This is a genomic window from Nonomuraea sp. NPDC049637 (assembly GCF_040675235.1).
Lineage (GTDB): Bacteria > Actinomycetota > Actinomycetes > Streptosporangiales > Streptosporangiaceae > Nonomuraea.
In genome coordinates, this window is sequence record NZ_JBFAOM010000017.1 from 135,033 (window position 1) to 151,244 (window position 16,212).

The window sequence follows — 16,212 nt, forward strand, 5'->3', positions numbered from 1 at the left end:
CGGGTCCTGGTACTTGAGGAAGACGCTGATCATCCAGGCCGAGGAGAAGGGCCGGCCCAGAGGACGCGTTGGCCGACCCGGATGATCCCAGCCCTGCCCACGCTCATGACGGCCATCAACGCGCCGCCGTCCCTGGTCGCAGGGCGGCCCGCGCGGTCACCGGTCCGAGGCATGCCCCTGCTGGTGAGGCGTGCGTCAGCTTCCGGGATTTCCTTTTCGAGGATCATGCACGTCACCGGACGCTTCGGTGTGCCCCGTTCGCAGACGGAGTTCCAGGACCTCCTCCCTGCCGAAGACCTGCCCGGTGGGGACGAACCCGGCAGAGGTGTAGAGCGCCCTGGCCGCGATGTTGTCGCCACGCACTCCCAGCCGCAGCACCGGCACGTCGAACGCGTCCCGTACGTGGGCGATGACCTGTTGGAGGGCCGCTCGGCCCAGCCCCTTCCCCTGGTGATCCTTGTCGATCATCAAGCGATAGAGCCAGATCTGGCCGTCATCGGGGTCGGGGCCGTACATCGCGAAGCCCACGGCGCGCTCGTCGTGCATCACCGCACGGGTCACGAAGCCCGGCAGGAACCGGCTCTCCGCGATCGAGTACAGGTTCGACGCGATGAGATCATCCTGGTCGTCAGCCACCCTCAGCTCGGCCACCGCTTCCCAGGTCTCCCGGCACAGGTCGTCAAGGCGCACATGAATCGACATGGGTCCTCTCTATCGGATCATCGCGCGGACCGTCATGCGAATATGCCTGCGACCAGGCACGGGTGCCCCTTGCGCGAATCGCCGCACGTCATGCCCGGATGTCGGACGAACTGACCGCCCCAAGAGGTGGGAGGCCCGGCAGCGCAGAGGCGCCCCGAACAGCGCGACAGGTGGCTCGCCGGAGCCTTCCGCCGTTCGGCAAGAAGTCGCCCAGCATTCGCTTCCTCTCCATGCAAGCCGTCACGCTCCTCTGCGAGCGTGACGAAGGGCCGCAGGTCACCTGTTCCGCCCCATTTCGTGCGAAAGCTCATGGGCCACCCGAGAACGACGCACCAGGTATTCCAGATGAAAGGTATGTCCCATGTGCCGCACCCATGCACACTCCCACAGCGCGCCGGAAGGAACGGCTGCGTTCGCCGACCTGTCCGTCTCAGAGACCGAACTGTCCCCCGCCGACCTCGGCCGGCGGCGCTTTCTGCTGAACAGTGGGCTGCTCGGCCTAAGCAGTCTCGGCGTCACCGCTCTGGGAGGGCTGACCACGCGTCCCGCCGCCGCAACCAGCGGAGGCTCCCGCGCGCTGCACTGGCTGGCCGGCGACCATCATGTTCATACGCAGTACAGCTACGACGGCATGTACACCATTGAGCAGCAGGCTGCGGGCGCTCTCAAGCACGGCCTGGACTGGCTGGTCATCACCGACCACGGGCACGCCGCGCACGAGAAGTTCGCGGTCGAGTCCACCTATGCCGACATCGTCACCTCCCGGGCCAGGCACCCTGAGCTGCTGTTGTGGCAGGGGCTCGAGTGGAACGTCCCGGGAGGCGAGCACGCCACGGTGTTCTTCGACGGTGCTCGCGATGAGATCCAACTGCTGCGCGCGTTCGAGCGGCTCTTCGACTCCAGGATCAACGGCACCGGCGCCGGCACCCCGGCGAACGAGGCCAAGGCGCTGGAGGCGCTCGCCTGGCTCGGGACCGCGCTGCGCACGGGTTCGGCGAGTTCCGCGCTGTTCCTGATCAACCACGTGATGCGGCGCGGCCGGTACTCCCCGCGTGACCTGCGCACCTACCGCGACACGGCGCCGAACATCGCCGTCGGCATGGAGGGCGCGCCTGGCGCCCAGAACGAGCCCAGGGCCCGCGGCGACTTCAACAACACCGCCGACCCCGACTCCTGGGCCGGCTGGCGGCCCGAGCACTACCCGACGTACGGCGGCTTCGACTCCATGACCGGAATCCTGGGCGGCATGTGGGACTCGATGCTCGCCGAGGGCAAGGGCTGGTGGATCACCGCCAACTCCGACGGCCACTTCTACAACGGCGACACGACCGTCGAGCCCTCCCGGCCCGCTGACTGGTACGACCAGCACGGCAGATACCCCGATCCCATCGACGGCGGCGTCCCGCTGCGGCACGCCGACTTCTGGCCCGGCCAGTTCAGCCGCACGGTTGTGGGGGCGACCTCACGCAGCTATGGCGCGGTCATGGAGGCGATCAGGGCCGGGCGATCCTGGGTGTCGATGGGCGGCCTCATCGACGGGCTGCACGTCGACGCGCACGCCCCCGGCAACGCCCCGGCCACCTTCGGCGGACGGCTGTCGGTGCGGCGCGGCGACGACGTCACCATCACCATTTCCGTCGATCTCGCCGGCCGTCCCAACGCCAATGAAGAGATCCCCCGGCTCGCCCGCCTGGATCTGATCCGCGGTGCGATCACCGGCCCGGCCGCCGACCCCGACGTCTTCACCGCCCCGGACGTGAGCGTGGTCGAGTCGTTCACGCCGAAGGGCAAGGGCCGGGTCGCCCAGTTCCACTACAAGTTCCGCGACGTGCGCGAGCCGTTCTACTTCCGGCTGCGTGGCACCGACGGCAGGCGCAGCGCTCCCGGCGGGATGGAGCCGGCCGCGGACACGGGCCGCAATGAGAACCCCTGGCACGACCTCTGGTGCTACACCAATCCCACCTTCGTGGAACTGACGTAGAACGAGTCCGTGCTCCCGAGCGGTGAGTTGTCGGGCATCAGGTGCGGTATCCGGCTCCGGGGACGATCAAGCCGGTCTCGTATGCGACGACCACGGCTTGGGCGCGGCTGGACAGCTTGAGCTTGGTCATGAGGCGGCCCAGGTGGGATTTGACGGTGGCCTCGGCGATGTTCAGGCGGGTGGCGATCTGCTGGTTGGTCAGGCCCTGGCCGACCAGGTGGAGCACGGCGGTCTCCTGGCTGGTGAGCCGGGCGAGTTCCTCGGGGCGGCGCCGGTCGGGTTCGGGCGCGGCGACGAAATGGTCGACCAGGCGCCGGATGACGCTGGGCGCCAGCAGCACCTCGCCGCGGGCGACCGTGGCGATCGCGGCCAGCATCTGGTCGGCGGGGGTGTCCTTGAGCAGAAATCCCGAGGCGCCGGCGCGCAGGGCGGCGAAGACGTGTTCGTCCAGGTCGAAGGTGGTCAGGATGAGGATCTTCGGCGCCGGGCCGGCGGCGTGGGCGAGGATGTGGCGCGTGGCGGCGACGCCGTCCAGGCCGGGCATGCGGATGTCCATCAGGATGACGTCCGGGGCGGTCGCCGCGGCCTGGGCGATGGCTTCGTGGCCGTCGGCGGCCTCGCCGACGACCGCGAGAGCGGCGTCGGTGCGGAGGAGGGCGACCAGGCCCGCGCGGACCAGGGCCTGGTCGTCGACGACCAGGACGCGGATGGTCCCGCGGCCGGTGTCGGGGCCGGTCATCGGGCTGCCCCGGGTCGTGGTGCGCTCTGCTGCGGGTGGGCCGTGGCGAAGGCGGGTTCGGCGAGTGGGGAGGCGGGCAAGTGCGCGGTCACGGTGAAGCCGCCGTCCGTACGTGGGCCGGCGGTGAGGGTGCCGCCGTAGAGGGTGGCTCGTTCGCGCATGCCGATCAGGCCGTGCCCGTCGGCGCTCGGCCCGGTGGTGGCCGGGCCGTCGTCGGCGACCTGCAGCGTGACCGCGGCGGGCTGGTAGGTCAGGGTAAGGGTCACGTCGGCGTGTGGGGCGTGTTTGAGCACGTTGGTCAATGACTCCTGGGTGATGCGGTACAGGCACCGGTCCACGCCGGGCGGCAGCGGGCGTACCTGACCGGAGGTTTCCCGCCGGATCGACAGGCCGGACAGGCGGGAGCGTTCCAGCAGCGTGTCCAGCTGGGCCAGCCCCGGCTGCGGGGCGTAGGAGTCCTCGCCGACGTCGGAGGTGAGGCGCAGGACCGACAGCATGTTGCGGAGCTCGGCCAGTGCCTCGCGGGTGGTGGCGGCGATCGCGGTGAACGCCTCGCGTGCGGCGGCGGGCTCGGTGTCGATCAGGCGGCCGCCGGCACCGGACTGGATCGAGACGACCGACAGGTGGTGGGCGACCACGTCGTGCAGTTCCCTGGCGATGCGCACGCGTTCCTCGGCGACCGCTCGCAGGGCTTTCTCCTCGCGTTCGATCTCCAGGTGGCGGGCGTGCTCGACGAGGTCCTGGTGGCGCAGCCGGCGGCTGCGCACCCCCTCCCCGATGGCCCAGGCCGCGCCGAGCTGAAGCGCGTTCTCGACCAGGCTCTTGACGATCGCGAAGGTCAGCCCGGACCTGACGAGGTCGGGAACGAGGATGCCCGCCATCAACGCCAGGGCCACGACGCCGTCGCGGTGGCCCTCCCGGCGGTAGGCCGCGACGGTGTAGAGGCTGACCAGCACCGGCGGGGCCTGGAATCCGTTGGGGTAACCGGCCAGGCCGCAGCCGATCAGGCCCGCCGTGATCACCGCGAGGACGGGGACGGGGTGGCGCCTGCGCAGCACCAGCGGCGCGCTGGTGAGCACCGCCAGCAGGTACGCCAGCACGACCGGGTCATGGGCGGACAAGGCGGCCTGCGTCACCGCCAGCGCGGTCGACACACCGGCCAGCAGGGTGTCGGCGACCATCACCGGCAAGCCGCGCCACCAGCGGCCCCATCGTCGCACCACGTTCATGAGACGAAGGTAGCCGCCAGCCTGACCCGCTTTGTCCTCCTTTGGGAGGAGCCGTCGTTGGGGCAGCGGTTGCAGAGAAGCGGGCGGTTGGTGTGCCGGTGGCAGGGCCGGATCGACCTTCCGCACGATGTCCAGGGGCTGCTCAGCCCCCTAGTTTGGATACAGCCGGCGATCAGCAGGGGGCGCCCCCGAGCCCGGACCCATCCTGACCGGAGCGTCGAACTCGACGCGTGCCGGATCCGCAGGAAACAACCCCTTCACCAAGGAACGACGCATGCTCCTCATCAAGAGTGGAACGGCTGCCGCAGTGGCACTCACGGCCGGAATCGGATTGGGCGCCGCCGGACCGGCGCAGGCGGCCACCCCCCTGGACCGCTTCCACCATCAGACGATCACCTGGCGCGCCTGCGCAACCGGACCCGGCGATCAGATGGGCGCACAGATGGACGCCGCCGGTGCTCGATGCGCCACCGTTCTGGTCCCGATGGACTACCGCAACCCGCAGGGGCGGACCCTCTCCATCGCGCTCTCCCGGATCAAGGCCACCGACTCCTCCCGGCGCCGCGGCGTCCTGCTGCTCAACCCCGGCGGGCCGGGAGGCGCCGGCCTCTCGATGACGCTCCTGGGCAAGGAGATGCCCGCGGTCGCGGCCCGTTACGACCTGGTGGGCATGGACCCCCGGTTCGTCGGCCGCAGCACACCGATCAACTGCCGGTGGCGGACCGACACCTTCCTCCGCTCGGCGGGACCCGACCGGCGTTCCTTCGACGAGGGGGTGCGCCTCGCCGAACAGTTGGCGGCGGGCTGCGCCAAGGGCAATCTCCAGACCCTGCCGTACGCCACGACCAGGAACACCGCACGCGACATGGACGTGATCCGGGCCGCGCTCGGCGAGCGGAAGCTGTCCTACCTCGGCTACTCCTACGGCACCTACCTGGGTGCGACCTACCTGCAGCTGTTCGGCTCGCGGGCCGACCGGGTGGTGCTCGACAGCGCCGTCGACCCGCAGGTGTACGGCCCGCGCATGTTCGCACGCGCCGCCCCCGCGATGGACGCCGCGCTGCGGCGCTGGGCGTCCTGGGCCGCAGCACATGACAAGGAGTACGGGCTGGGCGGGACACGTGACGCCGTCCTGGCGACCGTGGAGAAGATCAACCGGCATCCCGTGCAGATCGGCGGATACCGCGTCGATGCCCATGTCGTGCCGTACTGGCTGTTCGCACGCCTCTACAGCGACGGCCCGCAGTCCTATGCCGTCCTCGCCGAGGAGGCGCGGGCGCTGGGCCGCGGCGGCGGGACGCCGCCGCCCGCCTCGCTGAAGGAATTCCTCGACGGCCTGTTCACCGGTGCCGGAGCGGCCTCGGACCGGGCGGGCACGGCGATCCTGTGCGGTGACCGGGCCGCACCCCGCGACCCGGCGACCTACTACCGCGACATCCAGCGGCACCGCACCGCCGAACCACTGTTCGGACCGCTCGTCCGCAACATCAGCCCGTGCGCGTTCTGGCCGGTCAAGCCGCTCGAAGCGCCCACGAGGATCCGCAACTCCGTACCGGCGTTGATCGTCGGCGCGGCCGGCGACCCCGCGACGCCCCATCCGGGCCAGCAGGCCATGCACCGGGCGCTGACCGGCTCCCGCATGATCACATTGACCGGCGCCTTCCGCCACGGCGTCTACCTCGCGGCGGGCGACGCCTGCGTCGACACCAAGGTCACCGGCTACCTGGTCGACGGCGTCCTGCCCGGCAAGGACGTCACCTGCGGCCGCCCGGCCGGCTGACACGTTCGCGCCCCGCCACCAGCCGTCCCGGCCGGACCCGGGCCCCGAAGCGGGTGTCGCGGCCGGCGAGCACTCCGAGCGCCACGTCAGGTGGATCAGGGGCGGTTGTCCTCTCTGCCGTAGTCCTGGTGCCCCTCACACCTGCTGTGCGGCTGGTGACACGAACCCGAGCCGCGGCCCCTCCAGGAGAGGCAGGCCCGCCGCGTACCGCCGGAAGAAGCCGGCGGTCGGGGTGTTCGCGGTCGCGACGGCGTCCGGGGTGCCCTCCGCGACCACCGCGCCCCCGTCCGGACCGGCTCCAGGCCCCAGGTCGATCACCCAGTCCGCGGACGCGGCGACGGGGATGTCATGTTCGGCCACGACGACGGTGTTGCCCGAGTCGAGCAACACGTCGAACGCATCCACCACCCGCTGGACGTCAGAGGGGTGCAGGCCCGAGACGGGTTCGTCGAGAACGACGAGACCGGCCTTGCGGCCCGCGGCGCCGCGCTGGATGGCGGAGGCCAGCTTCAGCCGCTGCGCCTCGCCGCCGGACAGCTCTGTGGCGCTCTGGCCGAGCTGGAGATAGCCGAGCCCGACCTGGTTCAAGGCCCCCAGGGTCTCGGCGAGTTGCCGGGGTTCGGAGAACCGCTCCACCGCCTCGGCGACGGTCAGCTCCAGCACCTGGTCGATGGCCAATCCCTGGTACGTGATCTCCAAGGCCTCCGGCGTGTAGCGCCGCCCCTGGCATGCGTCGCAGACCACCCACACATCGGGCAGGAAGTGCATGTCGACCAGCTTGCGGCCATAACCGGTGCAGGGTTCGCAGCGGCCACCGCCCGCGGTGTTGAAGCTGAACCAGGACGCGTTGACCCCACGTGCGCGTGCCATGTCGGTTTCGGCGAACAGCTTACGGACGACGTCGAACGCCTTGCTGTAGGTGGCCGGGTTGGATCGCGGCGTGCGCCCGAGCGGTTCCTGATCGACGACGGCGACCCAGTCGAACCCCTCCAGGCCGGTCACCTGTCGCACGGTGTCGATCGTCGTCCCGTTCAACGCGGCCTCCGTGCTCGCCGCGAGCGCGCCGAGCAGGCTGCTCTTGCCGCTGCCGCTCACCCCGGTCAGGCAGGTGAGCCGGCCGGCGGGGAAACGCACCACGTCTGCGGTCACGTTGTGCGCACGCAGGCCGTGCAGCTCCACCCAGCCGGTGTCATCCCCGGCCGGACGGCGGGTCCGGCGCAGCCGGGGCCCCTCACCGGCCAGGTAGCGTCCGGTCAGCGACGTGGGGTGGGCGGCCGCGTCGGCGGGAAGCCCCGACACCAGGATCTCACCGCCGAGGCGGCCCGCGCCGGTCCCCATGTCGATCACCCAGTCGGCCCGGGCGATCAGTTCGGGATCGTGCTCGACCAGGAGCACCGTGTTGCCGGCCTGGCGCAGCTCCAGGGCGATGTCGAGCAGGTGCGCCTTGTCCGCCGGATGCAGCCCGGTCCCGGGCTCGTCCAGGACGAAGACGATGCCGCTCAGCTCGGTGCTGAGCTGCGCGGCGAGCCGCGTTCGCTGCAACTCGCCCCCGGACAGTGTCGCCGCGCTCCTGGACAGCTGGAGATGGGCCAGGCCGAGGCGGTCGAGGATCCCGAGTCTGCGGCCCAGGTCCTGCAGCAGCGGCTCCCCCACCTCGCGCTGCCGGGCGTCCAGGTCGCCGGCCAGCCGCGCGGCCCAGCTGCGCACCTCCCGTACGTCCACCTGGAGCAGGTCGGGAAAGGTCAGCCCGCCGAGCCGCACGGACCGGGCCACCTGGTCGTACCCGCTGCCGCCGCAGGTGCCGCACGGCTGCTTGCGCATGTACGGCAGGTAGCGCTGCTTGGCGGTGGCGGTCTGGGCGTTCAGGAACACCCGCTCCACCTCGGCCAGCGCCCCCCGCAGCGGCTGGCTGGAGGTGTAGGTCACCGAGACCGTCTCCTTCTTGCTGGTCATGTCGACGGTCGCCTCGACCTTCTCCTCACCTGTGCCGTACAGCACGCAGTGGCGGAACTCCTCCGGCAGCGACCGCCATGGCAGGCCGAGGTCCACGCCGCGCTTGTCGGCGAGCGCCGGCACGAACGCGTGCTCCCCCGACCGCCACTTGGCGTACCAGGGCGAGGCCCCCTCGAAGAGGGGAAGCTCCGGATGGGTGATGATGAGGTCCTCCTGCGCCTGCCAGCGCCCGCCCACGCCGTGACAGTCCGCGCAACTGCCTTCCGGGGTGTTGCGGTCGAAATGAGCGGTCGTCAGATGCCCGTTGACGCTCTGCGCCGCCGGGTCGGCGCCGATCCCCGGGAGGCGCGAGTACAGCAGTCCCAGATGCCCGTCGATGCCGGTGATCGTCGCGACCGTGGACCGGGGGTTGCGGTTCAGGCGGCGCTGGTCGACGGCGAGCGTCGCGCCGAGCCCCAGGATGCGGTCGACCTTCGGCCGATTGCGCTGGGTGATGTACTGCCGCACGAACGGCGAAAGCCCCTCCAGGTAGCGCAGCTGGGCCTCGTTGTGCAGGGTGTCGATGGCCAGCGAGGTCTTGCCGCTGCCGCTCACCCCGGTGAAGGCGGTGAGCCGCCCCTTGGGGATGCTCACCGACACGTCCCGCAGATTGTTGGTACGAGCCCCCACCACCTCGATGGCCTCTCGCCCCATACTGGCGACGTCCCGTACGAACGCAGTCAACCTTGATCCACCCTCTCGCAACACAGGCGAACACAGGCGGATGGACTCCCACCCGTGTCGACACAAGTTGATTCCGCCACCACGCGGCCGCTTGATCAGTTCCGTCGGCACGTGGCCGGTCCGGATTCGGCCCGTACCGCAGATCAGGACCTGGACACCTCGGCGAGCTTGTCGTCCCCGTCGAAGGTCAGGCCCCCGGTCCACCCCCACATCGGCGCCGACCGGTGCATTGATGATCACTCTGAAACCCGACGCCTTGTGTCATGTTTTCATCCGTGTCCTGTCCCGGGACATGCTTGACGCGTCGATCCCACGACATGGGTGACAGGTGCTGTCGAGTCGGGCGGCGTGCCGCCGGCTGGCGGGCGTGAGGGCGAGGTGGTGACCGGCGTCGACGACCACTCGCGCCACCAACCGGCCACGTACTCAACCTCACGGGACAGAACGACTAGACGTCGTCGTCCGCGCGTAGGGCGTGCAGGACCGCAGAAGTGTCCAGGTAGAAGGGGTGTATCTCGGTGATGCGATCGTTCCTGATCGTCATCAGCTGCATCACCGAGGTCTCCAGGGCCCGGCCGGTGGCGCGGGCGCGCAGGATGCCGCGGTTCCAGACCACGACACTGCCGCCGTCGACCACATACTTCTGCTCCAGGAACTCCAGGGACTGCCATGCCTCGCTCATGGCGGCCATGAACTGCTCGATGCCGCTCGGTCCGCGCCAGGTGCCCCCGTAGGGCAGGGAGTCCGCCTGGTACATCACGACCTCCGGGTCCAGGCACTCGGCAAGCTCGCCGAAGTCGGCCTTGCCGAAGCCCCCTGCGGCGATATAGGCGACTTCCGCCCGGTAGAACCTCTCCAGCACTGCCAGTGAGCTCCTGCCCTCGTCGCCCCCCGGAGCCGGACCGTCATTCGTCATTGTCTCTGCCGTCATGCGCTCATCATGTCCGCCCTGGACAGGATGCACCCGGCGGAAATCGGACCCGTAGACGGCAAGCTCGCCACCGACGACCGGCCCGAACCACTGGACGCGCTGTCCCACCTCCAGGACGGGGACCTTGCGCCTGCCGATATCCGCCCAGGTCGCCCCCTTGCCGCATCATCAAGACACCGACCCATCGTGCAGGGCCCCACAAGGATGACGTGGGTTTTCAGCAGGCCGGGCTAGGCAAGGATTCGGCGGAGTCTGTGGGCGAATGCGGTCGGGTGGGTGACCACCGTACGTACCAGGCCGGGATGGCGGGCGGCGAGGGCGAGGGCGATCAGGCCGCCGCTGCTGTTGCCGAAGACGTGCGCCGGTCCGCCGCCGGCGGCTTCCAGGACCCAGCGGGCGTCCGCCACCTGCGTCTCCATCGTCACGTCCGCAGCCGGGCCGTCGGACCGGCTGCGGGAGATGCCGCGGCAGTCGTAGGAGACCACCGTGTAGCTGTCGGACAGCAGCGGCGTCATCCCGGTGAAGTCCCTGGCGTCGTCGGTGCCGCCGGCGATCAGCAGCAGTGACGGGCCCGAGCCCGTCACTTCGTAGTACAGCTCCTTGCTCATGCCTGTTCCTCCGGTGGTTCGAGGGCGGACGCGATCGCGCGCCGCCATGGTTCGTCCCAGGTCAGCCGTCCCTGCCGCAGGTCCTCGACCACACCGCGGACCCACTCCAGCTCGGCGGTGAGCACCGCGCGGCGGTACTCCTCCTCCAGCAGGAACAACCGCGGCACCTCGCCGGAGGACTCCAGCGTCGACTCCACCTCCGCCAGCGACGCGGCCAGCGCGTGGGCGCGTGTCTCCAGCTCCTCGCACGCTGTTTCCGGCGGGAGCCCGACCAGTATCGAAACGGCCGCGACGAACTCGGGGAACTCGCCGCCCGTGGTGCGCAGCATCTCGCGCAGCCAGCGTTCGGCGGTTTCGCGGCCCAGGTCGGTGATGGCGTAGACGGAGTCATATGGCTAGCAAGCACTGGGCTCGGAGGAGGCCACCGCGGCCAGGGGCCCACCCTTGCTTTCGACGTTCCAGCGATCGGCGGATCGCAGGTCGGTACGATGCGCTTCGTGCGACCATGATCCCTGTGAGCTGGGTGACGGCGTCCCGCTTGATGCTGATAGCGGCTGCCATGGTGGGCCTGATCTATACCTGGATGGGCCTGGGCAGCCCGCTGAACCCGCTCGTGCTCTTCACCGTGCAGAGCAATCTGCTGCTGATGGGGTTCTACTCCTGGAAAGTGATCGGCAGGCGGTGCCCCTCTGCCGACCTCAAGGGGGCCGTGACGCTCTACATCGTGATCACTGGGCTGGTCTGGCACTTTCTACGCATGCGTGGAGCGAGCCCCTTCGAACACCTCTCCCTGCACGGCTACGGTCTGGGCAACTTCCTCCTCCACTATGTGACGCCCGTCATGGCTGTGATCGACTGGCTGTTCTTCGACCGGAACGCTCCTCGGCCAAGATGGGCAGCCGCTCTCCGATGGCTGGTCTACCCGATGGCGTATCTGGCCTTCGCCCTGGTCAGAGGCGCCCTGCTGCCCCCCGGCGCGTGGAAGCGGTATCCCTATCCCTTTCTGGATGTGGACAAGTTCGGGTACGACGGCGTGGCACTCATGGCCTTGGCGCTGGCCGTGTGCTTCGTACTGCTCGGAGACGGGTTGATCGCCCTGCGCGGCCTGGCCGATCACGCCAGTCGCAGACTCCCGGCCTTCGCCCCTTCGGCTCCCGCCGACACCGCAGGCCCCGCCACTCCGGCGAGGCGCTGAGAGCATGAGCTTGGAATGACTCAGCCGCAGGTCAGCGGTCAGGGGGCGGACAGCGCCTCGACCGGCCTGACCCGCAGCGCCCCCGCGGCAGTGGGCACCGTGGCCGCCAGGACGAGCAACAGCGCGCCCCCGGCGATGGCCGCGTAGACCCAGCCGGGCCCGGCGGCCATCGGGGACCCGGTCTTGACCAGGCTGTAGGGCACGGTGGTCGCGGCGGCGGCGACCGTGCCGAGCACAAGGGCCAGGACCGCGGTCAGCACGCCCTCGGCCACGACAGTTGCCATGACCTGGGCACGAGTGGCGGCCGACAGGCGCAGCAGCCCGAACTCGCGGCCCCTGCGGCGGGTCGCGGCGATCAGCGTGTTGACCACGACGATCGCCGTGAACGTGATGATCATGGCGACGACCAGGTAGTTCACCGGGGCGAGCCGGGCGCTGACGTCGGCGGCGCCCCGATGGAGGCTGTCCTCGGTGCTCTGCATGTAGAGCGTGCCGCCGGCGATGCCGACCATGAGGATCAGCGGCCCGGCGACGCTGCCGGTCTGCGGGGCGCGGGCGTGCAGGTTACGGACGGCCAGCCGCCCGGACGCCCCGAGCCCGGCCCCGGCCAGCCGTCCCACCGGCCGGACGGCGACCGGGCTGAGCAGGGCCAGGCCGACCGCGACGGCGACGCCCGCCGGGCCCGCCGTGCTGGACAGCAGCGGGCCGTCCGCCATGAACAGGGTCGTCACCGACAGGCTCAGCCCCAGCGCCAGCAGCAGCCCTCCGGCCACCAGGCGGCCCCGGCCGAGCGCGCGGGCGGGCCCGGCGGCGGCCAGCGCCCGCACCGGCGGGATCGACGCGGCGCGCCTGCTGGAGATCAGCGCGGCGGCCAGCGCGGCGACCAGGGACGTGCCCGCCCCGAGCGCGACGCTCGGCCACCCCGCGACCAGCTCGACGCCCGCCCCGACGAGCCCGGCGTCCGCCAGGCGGGCGAGCACGACCGCGCCGAGCCCGGCGCCCGGCAGCAGCCCGGCGGCGATCGCGGGGACGGCCACGACCAGCGTCTCCAGCACGACGTTCTGCCGGATCTGGCGCGGGGTGGCCGCGATGGAGCGCAGCAGGGCCAGCTCCCGCTCGCGGTGGCCGATGGTCAGCGACACGGTGGACACCACGCCGAAGGCCACGACGGCCAGTGTCCAGCCGCCCAGGATGGCCGGCAGCATGACGAGGAACCCGGGGTCGCGGCCGGTGGCCAGGCCGGTCTCCAGCAGGGTCGCGAACGCCGTGAGCAGCGCGGTCCCGGCCGCCATGACGGCGGCCGAGGCCAGGTAGGACGCCCGGTGGGCGCTGATCGTGCCGAGGGCCAGCCGCCACCTCATCGCGCACCCCCGGCGTGGGCTGGCGCGGACAGACGGGCCATGCGGGCCGCGACCGTGGCGGCGTCGGGGCGCGGCAGGTGGTCCACGACGTGGCCGTCGGCGAAGAACACCACCACGTCGGCGTAGGAGGCGGCCACGGGGTCGTGGGTCACCATGACGATCGTCCGTCCGTCCTGGGCGGCGGCCTGGCGCAGGATGGCCAGCACCTCGCGGGCGGCCTGCGTGTCGAGGGCGCCGGTCGGCTCGTCGGCGAACACGACGGCGGGCTCGCCGAGCATCGCGCGGGCGATGGCCACCCGCTGCTGCTGGCCGCCGGACAGCTCGCCGGGCCGGTGCCCGGTGCGCTCGCCCAGGCCGAGCCGGGTGAGCAGGGCCCGCACCCGGCGCGCGTCGACGCGGCGGCCGGCGAACTCCAGGGGCAGGGTCACGTTCTGCGCGACCGTCAGGGTGGGCACCAAATTGAAGGACTGGAAGACGAAGCCCATCCGCTCGCGGCGCAACCGGGTCAGCGCGGCCTCGTCCAGGCCGTCCAGGCGGCGGCCGTCGAGGACGACCGAGCCGGAGTCGGGCCGGTCCAGGCCGGCCGCGCAGTGGAGCAGGGTGCTCTTGCCCGAGCCGGAGGGGCCCATCACCGCGGCGAAGGTGCCGATGGGGATCGCCAGGGAGACGTCGTCGAGGGCGGTGACGGCGGTGGCGCCCTCGCCGTGGCGTTTCGTCACATGGTGGAGTTCCAGAGCCATTTTCGTCACAGGATTTATGTACGCTGCACGAGTCATAAATACACCGTACATCAATTGCATATGAGCGCGACGTCATGGGGGTGAGATATAATTTCGTCACGGAATTTGACCGTGACGAAAAGGGGGCTGGCGCAGTGGCGTGCGAGGTGTGCGGGCGGGAGCTGCGGACGGCGGAGCGGGGGCGGCCCCGGCGCTACTGCTCGCGCGCCTGCCGCACGAGGGCCTACCGGGCGCGGCTCGCCGAGCCGCCCGCCCCCGAGGAGCCCGCGGCCCAGCCGGGACGTCCGGCCGAGGCGGCGCTCGACCAGGGCCGGGTGGTCCGGGCCGCCGTCGCGCTCGCCGACCGGGAGGGGGTCGCCGCGCTGTCGATGCGGCGCGTCGCGACCGACCTGGGAGTGGGGGTGATGTCCCTCTACCGGTACGTCCCGAGCCGGGAGGAGCTCAACGACCTCATGGTCGACGCCGTCTTCGCCGCCCGCCCGCTGCCCGAGCCGGGGCCCGACGGCTGGCGGGCCAGGCTGGAGCTCTCGGCCCGGCAGGAGTGGGAGCTCTACCGGCGGCATCCGTGGATGTCCCACCTCGTCGCGGTCACCACCCGGCCGCCGGTCGCGCCCGCGCTGATGGCCTACACCGACTGGCGCATGCGCGCCCTCGACGGGCACGGGCTCGACTTCGCCACGCTCGTCCAGGTCGCCATCATGATCGGCACGTACGTGCAGAGCGCCGCCGTGCCGCTCGCCCACGAGGCGCAGGCCGCCCGTACCAGCAGGCACACGCGGCGGGAGTGGGCGCAGGCCCGCAAGGAGGCGTTCGCGCGCAGCATCGGGGCGGCGCGGCTGCCGATGGTCGCGGAGTTCGGGGACGAGGCGTTCGAGGCATCGGAACCGGAGAACATCTTCGAGTTCGGGCTCCACCGCATGCTCGACGGCATCGGGCTGCTGCTGCCGCCCGACCAGGGCCCGCCGGCGCCGACGGGCACCCCGCATCGGTGAGGTCGGGAAGCAGGCCGCCCCCGGCCTTCCCCGCCCTGCTCGAACTGCGGCGAGACTCGCCGAGTCCATACCGACTGGCCGAAGGGGCCGGTTGGCCATGCCTGCTACACGGACCCTCGATCCTCAGCCGTCACAGCGAGAAGCATCTGCCGGGCTGGACTTCAAGGCAACCGAAGTCTCCCGCTGTCCCGCCGATGCCCGGCTCGATCGTCTCGTACGGGAACTCCGCGCGACCTCCGGCGCCTTCGCTCATCACTGGGCCGCGCAGACGACCGGCGCCCCCCATACGACCGACGCGAAGACCATCCGGCACCCTCAGGTCGGCGACATCCTGCTCGACTGCGACGTCCTCGTCGTTCCCGGCGCCGACCTGCGCCTGGTCACCTACACGGCAGCGGCCGGAAGCGCCGAGGACGGAAAGCTCGATCTTCTCCGCGTCACGGGAGGCCGCCTCGCCGCCACCCGTCGCTGACCGGCTGCAGCAGGGTGATGACCCATCCGGGGCGGGGACGGCTCCGAAGCCTGGGGGGCCGGTGCCGTGCCGGTCGGGACAGGAGGGGGCTGTATGGGAGCGCGTGACCGGTCGCCGGTGAGCCAGGACTGTCCACGACGAGACGGCCCAGCCGCTGTCGGGCGTGGCGTAGCCGTGTTCCGGCGGCACCCCGGATGGCGTCGCCTCCATCGGCCCTGCGCGTGGTGGTCAGGGCGGCGTCCGAGCTGTCGTACGCGGGACTGCCGGAGGCGGCGCGGCGCCGGTGCTGTCCGCTGCGAAGCCGCCATCCCCATCGCTGCCGTCAACGGCTGGCTCGTCATTCTTCGGCCGTGGGATACGTGGTGGTGACGCCGCTGTCGGCGTCGTAGGAGTCGGAGAGTTCGATCGTCGATGGCTTCAGGTCGTGGACCGCCTGTTTGCACTCGATCTCGAAGACGATCTCGGTAGGGGTGCTTCCGACTTCTTTGAGGTAGAGCTCCAGTCGCTGATTCAACTGATCTGTCTCGTCTATGTCGTACAAGCTTACGAGGCCGCCTGCGACGAGGGCGTCGAGCGAGTCCCTGACTGGCGTGAATCCGCGGAGCATTTCGCACTCGATCATCGCCAGGTCCGTGGCGGGTTGCGACGAGTTGAGAAGGCGGGCAGTGATGTGCAGGGTCACTCTCTCCCCCTTCTCCGCCGTGTCGTCCGGTCCGGGCAGATGCCACGGCGTACCGTCCTGGGCCAGGCACTTGGCTTGGACGCTGAATCCCTGAACTGTCTGAGTCATTGCCGCCTTGTCACTT

Annotated in this window: 15 protein-coding genes; 5 read left to right on the forward strand and 10 right to left on the reverse strand. The window is 70.8% G+C overall.

Features of this window, described 5'->3' with window-relative positions; translation table 11 throughout:
- Positions 1 to 195 precede the first annotated feature (195 nt).
- A complete protein-coding gene (locus tag AB0J71_RS24205; RefSeq protein WP_352329796.1) occupies positions 196 to 702 on the reverse strand; it encodes a GNAT family N-acetyltransferase in 507 nt (168 codons plus the stop codon).
- Between the two features lie 361 nt (positions 703 to 1,063).
- Between AB0J71_RS24205 and AB0J71_RS24210 the strand changes: the two genes are divergently transcribed.
- The gene (locus tag AB0J71_RS24210; protein ID WP_352329798.1) at positions 1,064 to 2,683 is read left to right on the forward strand and encodes a PHP domain-containing protein; all 1,620 of its coding nucleotides are present in this window, start codon (positions 1,064 to 1,066) and stop codon (positions 2,681 to 2,683) included.
- A gap of 37 nt (positions 2,684 to 2,720) precedes the next feature.
- On the opposite strand, the gene AB0J71_RS24215 is transcribed toward AB0J71_RS24210, so the two are convergent.
- Complete coding sequence (locus AB0J71_RS24215; protein WP_364416127.1) at positions 2,721 to 3,422, reverse strand: response regulator transcription factor; 702 nt, start codon at positions 3,420 to 3,422, stop codon at positions 2,721 to 2,723.
- Complete coding sequence (locus AB0J71_RS24220) at positions 3,419 to 4,651, reverse strand: sensor histidine kinase (protein WP_364416129.1); 1,233 nt, start codon at positions 4,649 to 4,651, stop codon at positions 3,419 to 3,421. Before AB0J71_RS24220 ends, AB0J71_RS24215 begins: the two co-directional genes overlap by 4 nt.
- Before the next feature lie 430 nt (positions 4,652 to 5,081).
- Between AB0J71_RS24220 and AB0J71_RS24225 the strand changes: the two genes are divergently transcribed.
- Positions 5,082 to 6,431 (forward strand): alpha/beta hydrolase, encoded by a 1,350-nt coding sequence (locus tag AB0J71_RS24225; protein WP_364389432.1) that lies wholly within the window; start codon positions 5,082 to 5,084, stop codon positions 6,429 to 6,431.
- A 135-nt stretch (positions 6,432 to 6,566) separates the two neighbouring features.
- On the opposite strand, the gene AB0J71_RS24230 is transcribed toward AB0J71_RS24225, so the two are convergent.
- The 4 genes from AB0J71_RS24230 to AB0J71_RS24245 form a co-directional block, all read right to left on the reverse strand.
- Positions 6,567 to 9,077: an excinuclease ABC subunit UvrA gene (locus AB0J71_RS24230; protein WP_364416131.1), complete on the reverse strand. Its 2,511-nt coding sequence runs from the start codon at positions 9,075 to 9,077 to the stop codon at positions 6,567 to 6,569.
- Between the two features lie 478 nt (positions 9,078 to 9,555).
- Entirely contained in the window at positions 9,556 to 10,146 is a 591-nt protein-coding gene (locus AB0J71_RS24235) for a nuclear transport factor 2 family protein (protein WP_352329016.1), read from the reverse strand.
- 122 nt (positions 10,147 to 10,268) lie between these two features.
- The gene (locus AB0J71_RS24240) at positions 10,269 to 10,646 is read right to left on the reverse strand and encodes an alpha/beta fold hydrolase (RefSeq protein WP_364416133.1); all 378 of its coding nucleotides are present in this window, start codon (positions 10,644 to 10,646) and stop codon (positions 10,269 to 10,271) included.
- A complete protein-coding gene (locus tag AB0J71_RS24245; RefSeq protein ID WP_352329018.1) occupies positions 10,643 to 10,975 on the reverse strand; it encodes a hypothetical protein in 333 nt (110 codons plus the stop codon). The genes AB0J71_RS24240 and AB0J71_RS24245 overlap by 4 nt, the downstream gene beginning before the upstream one ends.
- A 185-nt stretch (positions 10,976 to 11,160) precedes the next feature.
- Between AB0J71_RS24245 and AB0J71_RS24250 the strand changes: the two genes are divergently transcribed.
- Complete coding sequence (locus AB0J71_RS24250) at positions 11,161 to 11,841, forward strand: Pr6Pr family membrane protein (protein ID WP_364416135.1); 681 nt, start codon at positions 11,161 to 11,163, stop codon at positions 11,839 to 11,841.
- A gap of 38 nt (positions 11,842 to 11,879) precedes the next feature.
- Here the strand turns inward: AB0J71_RS24250 and AB0J71_RS24255 are convergent, their stop codons facing one another.
- Together AB0J71_RS24255 and AB0J71_RS24260 are read right to left on the reverse strand one after the other, a co-directional pair.
- Positions 11,880 to 13,202, reverse strand: a complete 1,323-nt coding sequence (locus AB0J71_RS24255) for an FtsX-like permease family protein (RefSeq protein WP_364416137.1) — start codon at positions 13,200 to 13,202, stop codon at positions 11,880 to 11,882.
- On the reverse strand, positions 13,199 to 13,942 hold the full coding sequence (locus AB0J71_RS24260) for an ABC transporter ATP-binding protein (RefSeq protein WP_352325846.1): 744 nt from the start codon (positions 13,940 to 13,942) through the stop codon (positions 13,199 to 13,201). Before AB0J71_RS24260 ends, AB0J71_RS24255 begins: the two co-directional genes overlap by 4 nt.
- Before the next feature lie 134 nt (positions 13,943 to 14,076).
- On the opposite strand from AB0J71_RS24260, the gene AB0J71_RS24265 reads away from it, so the two are divergent.
- Together AB0J71_RS24265 and AB0J71_RS24270 are read left to right on the forward strand one after the other, a co-directional pair.
- Entirely contained in the window at positions 14,077 to 14,934 is an 858-nt protein-coding gene (locus AB0J71_RS24265) for a TetR/AcrR family transcriptional regulator (RefSeq protein WP_364416139.1), read from the forward strand.
- A 97-nt stretch (positions 14,935 to 15,031) separates the two neighbouring features.
- Positions 15,032 to 15,406 (forward strand): hypothetical protein, encoded by a 375-nt coding sequence (locus AB0J71_RS24270; RefSeq protein WP_364416141.1) that lies wholly within the window; start codon positions 15,032 to 15,034, stop codon positions 15,404 to 15,406.
- 337 nt (positions 15,407 to 15,743) lie between these two features.
- Here the strand turns inward: AB0J71_RS24270 and AB0J71_RS24275 are convergent, their stop codons facing one another.
- Positions 15,744 to 16,196 (reverse strand): hypothetical protein, encoded by a 453-nt coding sequence (locus AB0J71_RS24275; RefSeq protein ID WP_364416143.1) that lies wholly within the window; start codon positions 16,194 to 16,196, stop codon positions 15,744 to 15,746.
- Between the last annotated feature and the right edge of the window lie 16 nt (positions 16,197 to 16,212).